A 5,264-nucleotide genomic window follows, 5' to 3' on the forward strand; every position below is an offset into this window, starting at 1 on the left:
TGCCACTGCGACGGGTGTCGGCTGGCTGCGCTGCTTCTGGTTTAGCACTCCACCTGCGCGAGCACTAGGGGTGTCGGCGCTGCGCCCAAGTCTTCGGCGATGATGACTCTGGTGGCCCAGGATCGTCTTCCACATGAATGGGGCCAGATACGCCTCGATCTGCTCGTCGATGTCGGGCGATATCGGCGTCGATGCTGTCGATCCGGCCGAACGTGTGCGCGAACAGGAATTGGCGATGGTCGGCGAGATGCCCACTGAACGCTCGGCCCAACTCATCTTGCTGTTACTTACCTGGACAGGCGGGGTAGGCTTGTGCTACGGATCCACGGCAGACCAAGGTCGGATCGGAAGAGAAGTATCCTCCTCTCGGCTGTGTCGCCCAGCACGAGCACCAGGCACCCACGCGAAGCAAGGCCCATCAACTGGGCACAGCGCGGTGGGCTTGCGTCAGGCGGGGGGAATTTCTCCTGACGCCGAGGCCACATTTCACCGCGCCACCATGCACGCTTGGTAACCAAGTGGTTGTTGCTTCGGACGGCACTCCTTTTCCTCAGGAGCGCCGTCCGACTCGTGTAAACCGAACTCCCGGGGCCGGTAGCGGTCTGCTTACCGAAGCGAGCGGGGAGCTGACGACGCCACTCAGGCGCTGAGCTATCTGCGCCGCTTCTCCTCGGTCAACTGCCTCAACGGCCGTGTGCACCAACTGTTCTCGAAGACCGAGGGCGACGTGACCTTCTACAGCGGCACCACCACCGCCTACCCGTTGCCGCATCCCGGTGACGGGCCTGCGCCAAAGCCGGTGACGCTGCCGGCCGGGGCACTTCACGACGCGCTCGGCATCCATGAGGTCAGCTACACCAAGGGCCAACAGGCCCTCGCGCTCAAGGAGCAGAACTGCAATGAAATCGCCAACAACAACAGGCCTGCCGACCCGACTCGGCGTCAGGTTCGCCATTGCCGCCACGCTGGCGGTCAGCGGCGTCATCCACGCCTACCTGTACATCGACGGCGGCTACCGGTATATCCCGACCGTCGGGTCCGGGTTCCTGGTCCAGGCCACCATCTTTTGTGCGCTGGCTGTGCTGATTCTGGTGGGCGCACCCGAATGGATTAGCTGGGCCGGCGCTGTTCTGTCGGTCGGCGCGCTGATCGCGTTCGCACTCTCGCGCACGATCGGCCTCTTCGGCTTCAGCGAACGCGGATGGAACCCATCACCGTATGCCGCGCTCAGTGTGATCGCCGAGGCGCTCACCGTGGTATTGGTGGTCGCGTTAGTCTTGGTGCGCCGCAGACCCCTCAAAAAGTAGAACCCCACAGCTCGTAAAGCGTTGGCGCGCAATCCCTCATGTCGGCCCGCGGCCTTCGCGTCTGGGCCTGACAACTGTAATTGACACTACGTTGCGGGGCCAAGGAGAGTGGATTCCAAGGCCGTCAGCGGCGCTTATCAGCTGCGGGACTCGGGGCGACATCACAACCACTTACGAACGCGGCATCCTCATCGTCGCGGTGCCGGTTGCCGATGCCGAAGCCGCCGCGGAGGTGCCGGTCGCAGTGCACAGCGCGGGCTGATCGGGCCAGCGGTCGTCGGCTTCACTCGATACCTGGGCTATGGACGATCAGCCGGTGGCGCCTGAAGACCCTGAGGAACGCATCGCCGAGCTGGAACGCGAGCTGGCCGAAGCGCACCGCGAAGCCGCGGAATACGACCGTGCCGCGCCCAACTGCGACGGATCGTACGTGCAGCTGAATCCCGCTGCGCGTGACTACATTTCGCCGGCCGACAGCCACGGGCCACCCCTCGTCTCCCCGCCGCGGAAGGTACCGGCGGCGTTTCGCCTCGCCGAAGTGCTGCCGTTTCGCTGGTGGTCGTCCGCGGGCGTGAATACATCGACGGCGTGGTCCTGGCCGATCAGCGCAACCCCCGCGCGAGCACGATGCGTCACCTCGTTCGCCTATGACCGCGACCGCGACGAGTCCGCAATTGGCTCGGCAGACTGCGCCCGCGACTGAAGGTCGGGATGATCTGTTGGCTGGTCATCGTCATCGGCTGGTTGGCCCTCGCCGCGATCGTCGCGGCGAACATCGCCACCGGCGCCGCAGCGATCACCAGCGCACCGGGCGGCAGGATCAAGGTCGGCGGAAACAACACCACCCAAGCCTTCGTCTGCAACGACAGTCACGTAACCGTCGGCGGTAACTCGAACACGATCACCGCCACCGGCGACTGCGCCAGCCTCACCGTGTCGGGCTCCAGCAATCAGGTCAGCATCGAAAGTGCCGACACCATCAGCACTTCCGGCGTAGGCAACGCCATCACCTACCAGTCGGGCACACCTCGGGTCACCACGGCCGGGGTCTCCAACACCGTCAGCCGCGCTAACCGCTCGCGCGCATTAAAGCCATCAACCCGGTGTCAGCGGCCATCGTGGGACGCGGGGGCTTCGAGCTCGCCCGACCCGTCGCCGTAGCCGTGTTGACCTAGCCCACCGCGCAAAGAATCGAAGATTGCCAGGCCCTGCCCCACCAGGCCGGTGGCGATCTCGCCGAGCCCGTCGGCGCCGTTGAGGACTGTCAGGTTGGCGCCTGACAGACCTTGGGCGGCCTGCTTGACGATTTCAGGCAACTGGTCGATGAGCATCCTGTCCAGGGCCACCCGGTTGTGCGAGGCCGCCGCCTCGGCTTGGATCTTCATCTTCTCCGCGTCGGCGAGCGCCAGGATCCGGACGCGTTCTGCCTCCGCCTCGGCCGGCTTGACGACCTCCGAGACGAGCTCTTGCTGACGGAGTTCGGCGGCGCGCTGAGCCAGTTCGGTGCGCATCTCGAGCACTTCTCGCTGGGCTTGCGCCTCGGCGAGCGGTCCCGACTGGGCGGCCTGGGCTTGTGCCTTGTCGACTTCGGCCTTGTATTGGGCCTGCACGATCGCGGTCTGGCGGGCGTATTCGGCCTGGTTTCGTTGGGACTCCTGCTCGGCCTCCGCGGCTGCCTGGTTGGCCTGTGCCTGGGCGATCTGGGCTTGCTGCTGAATGGCGGCGTTGTGTGGTGCGGACATCGCGAGGATGTAGCCGAGCTGGCCGTCGTCGATGGACTGGATCTGCAGGGCGTCGACGGTGAGCCCGATCTTGGCCATCTCTTGCTTGGATCCGTCGAGGACCTCGGTGGCCAGCTTCTGCCGCTCTTTGATGATCTGCTCGACGGTCATCGAACCGATGATCGAGCGCAGGTGACCGGCGAAGATCCGCCCGGTCAAGACAGCCATCTGTTCTTGGTCGGACAGGAATCGTTGCCCGGCGGACACGATGCTTTCGTCGTCGTTGCCCACCTTGAAGGCGATCACCGCTCGCACGTTCAAGGTGATTCCCTGCTGGGTGACGCACTTTTCGGCGACTTCGGCCTCGCACATCGCCAATGTGAGGAACCGTACCTTGCGGAAGAACGGCATGATGTAGGCGCCGTGACCGGTGACCACACGGAACGGGGCGTTGCCGGGCGCCCGGCCTCCAGAGATCAGCATCGCTTCGTCGGGTGCTGGCACTTTATAGCCGAACATGTTGGGCTCCTTGCAGATTCGCGTTTTGTGACGCAGGTGGTTTCGTCAGCAATCCATGCCGGGCCACGGTTCCACCACAACCGTGCGCGCCCCGCGAGTATCGATCACCAGCACCTCGGTGCCCTTCGCCAGCGGCTGGTCCGACCATGCAAGGTAGGCCTCCTTTGCCCCCTCACGTTGAGCAGGACCTCTCCGGCCCTGCGTCGCCGCGGGTCGCCACGATCAACGACCCGACGCAACCGACCAGCGAGACATCACTCACGCCCCGTATTCTCCTCCCCCGTCCGGTCTGCGATGAGCACCACCTTTGCCGGTGGGCCCAGCCTTCCTCGACCAACGGACATTCGACACCGCCGTCGCCCCCCCGCCACATTCATCGAAAGGCGACACGTACTGCTGCGGCAACGGTGGCGCCCGTCAGCATGCAAGCGGCACGGCGTTACTGGCCTCGTCGGCGTGCCGGGGTGTGAGCGCGCCTGTTGAAATCGCCTCGTCCTGGGCGAGTAGATCGCGGCTTAACCAACTTCGGCACGCATAGTGGGAACGTGAGATCAGAAGCCTGCGCGACGGGGGCCGCACCAACCGGTATCACTGACGGGCGGAATTCGCGCCCGCCGCAGCGCGGTGGTGGATCGCTAGTAGGGCCTTTCGGCCGACATCATCGTGAACACGACAGCGGAAGAGGCGACGGTGACAGTGCCGGATACCCGTCGGTGCCCGACTGCCCTAGGGGCGAGAACGCAGTCGATTGGTACACACGCCGACTGCGCCATCGCCGAGCCACCCACTGCGCGATCAGCGCGACCAGCATCCCGGTCGACCCGGCGACCGGCGCCGCGGGCAGCGACACCCCGATGAGCATCAGATAGCCGACCGCGACACCACCCGCCAGCAGCACTAATCGCACCAGAGTCCAGTGTGTGGCCGCACGGAACCGGGTGGACAGCAGCATGCCCAGCATCAGGGCGACCGTGTGCCCGGCTGCCGTGAAGTCCGCCCCGGACGCCACGACCACCAGGGCGACGGCCAGCCACCAGCCAATCCAGGCCGGGCGCCAGCGCGGCGGTATCGCCGCGGTCAGGGTGCCCAGCACGGCCATCGCGCCGTAGCTGAGCCCGACGTCGCTGGCGCGGGCGATCGAGATCGGCAGCCAGCCGAACTTGATCGCGGCGGCCAGCCCGACGGCAACGATCAGGGTGGCCCCGATGTGACCGAGCGCGAATGCCAGGACCAAACGCCCGCTGTGCCAGAGCAGCTCTGCCAACGCCAGCAGGCACACCAGTCCCGGCAACAAGACGTAGACCTGACCGTCGGCAGTGACGAAGGCACTGCCCAGCAGCGTGCCCAGATGGCCGTGCGCCAGGTTGTGCAGATTGGTACTCAGGTGACTGACCACGCGGTCCTGCACCCCAGGACCCAGCACCAAAAGTGTGGTCGCAACGAGGAGCAGCGTCACCGCGTAGGTCACCGTGACTCGCACCGCGACAAGGCTGGAGCACATTCGCGACACCATCTCGTTCGACCATACCGACCGAGCAATACCGTCCGGTGTCGCGGCTGGCAATTCCGTGCGCGTTCAGTTCCGTCGCTCAGCGTTCCGGCAGCAGATTTCGGCGGAGAATAGAGGTGCCGTCTCTCAGCGTGGAGAAGGAGGTCGGTGGTGCTGAATTGGTCGCTGCTGTCGGGGCCGGTGCCCGTCGTGCTGCAGCTGGTCGCG

Annotated in this window: 6 protein-coding genes and 1 pseudogene; 4 read left to right on the forward strand and 3 right to left on the reverse strand. The window is 65.5% G+C overall.

Features of this window, described 5'->3' with window-relative positions; translation table 11 throughout:
• Window positions 1–622: 622 nt before the first annotated feature.
• The 4 genes and pseudogenes from QOC69_RS10265 to QOC69_RS10280 form a co-directional block, all read left to right on the forward strand.
• Window positions 623–889, forward strand: a pseudogene (locus QOC69_RS10265) (metallophosphoesterase); the annotation flags it as partial.
• A gap of 10 nt (window positions 890–899) precedes the next feature.
• Window positions 900–1,307, forward strand: a complete 408-nt coding sequence (locus tag QOC69_RS10270; RefSeq protein ID WP_526439005.1) for a hypothetical protein — start codon at window positions 900–902, stop codon at window positions 1,305–1,307.
• 316 nt (window positions 1,308–1,623) lie between these two features.
• Window positions 1,624–2,010 carry a hypothetical protein gene (locus QOC69_RS10275; RefSeq protein ID WP_526439007.1) on the forward strand — a complete coding sequence of 129 codons (387 nt, stop codon included), beginning with the start codon at window positions 1,624–1,626 and terminating at the stop codon, window positions 2,008–2,010.
• Between the two features lie 8 nt (window positions 2,011–2,018).
• Complete coding sequence (locus QOC69_RS10280) at window positions 2,019–2,468, forward strand: DUF3060 domain-containing protein (RefSeq protein ID WP_526439009.1); 450 nt, start codon at window positions 2,019–2,021, stop codon at window positions 2,466–2,468.
• On the opposite strand, the gene QOC69_RS10285 is transcribed toward QOC69_RS10280, so the two are convergent.
• From QOC69_RS10285 to QOC69_RS10295, 3 genes are all read right to left on the reverse strand, one after another.
• Window positions 2,414–3,547, reverse strand: a complete 1,134-nt coding sequence (locus QOC69_RS10285; RefSeq protein WP_526439011.1) for an SPFH domain-containing protein — start codon at window positions 3,545–3,547, stop codon at window positions 2,414–2,416. The two genes, QOC69_RS10280 and QOC69_RS10285, sit on opposite strands and share 55 nt — an antisense overlap.
• Before the next feature lie 45 nt (window positions 3,548–3,592).
• Window positions 3,593–3,679, reverse strand: a complete 87-nt coding sequence (locus QOC69_RS10290) for a hypothetical protein (protein WP_526439015.1) — start codon at window positions 3,677–3,679, stop codon at window positions 3,593–3,595.
• Between the two features lie 526 nt (window positions 3,680–4,205).
• Complete coding sequence (locus QOC69_RS10295; RefSeq protein ID WP_526439013.1) at window positions 4,206–5,060, reverse strand: rhomboid-like protein; 855 nt, start codon at window positions 5,058–5,060, stop codon at window positions 4,206–4,208.
• Window positions 5,061–5,264 lie beyond the last annotated feature (204 nt).

Origin of the sequence: Mycobacterium sp., assembly GCF_032162105.1 — a bacterium.
Lineage (GTDB): Bacteria > Actinomycetota > Actinomycetes > Mycobacteriales > Mycobacteriaceae > Mycobacterium.

Bases quoted from the DNA above. Each gene is read 5' to 3' on its own strand.
- QOC69_RS10270 (WP_526439005.1), top strand. From the start codon at position 900: ATGAAATCGCCAACAACAACAGGCCTGCCGACCCGACTCGGCGTCAGG.
- QOC69_RS10280 (WP_526439009.1), top strand. From the start codon at position 2,019: ATGATCTGTTGGCTGGTCATCGTCATCGGCTGGTTGGCCCTCGCCGCG.
- QOC69_RS10285 (WP_526439011.1), bottom strand. From the start codon at position 3,547: ATGTTCGGCTATAAAGTGCCAGCACCCGACGAAGCGATGCTGATCTCT.
- QOC69_RS10295 (WP_526439013.1), bottom strand. From the start codon at position 5,060: ATGGTGTCGCGAATGTGCTCCAGCCTTGTCGCGGTGCGAGTCACGGTG.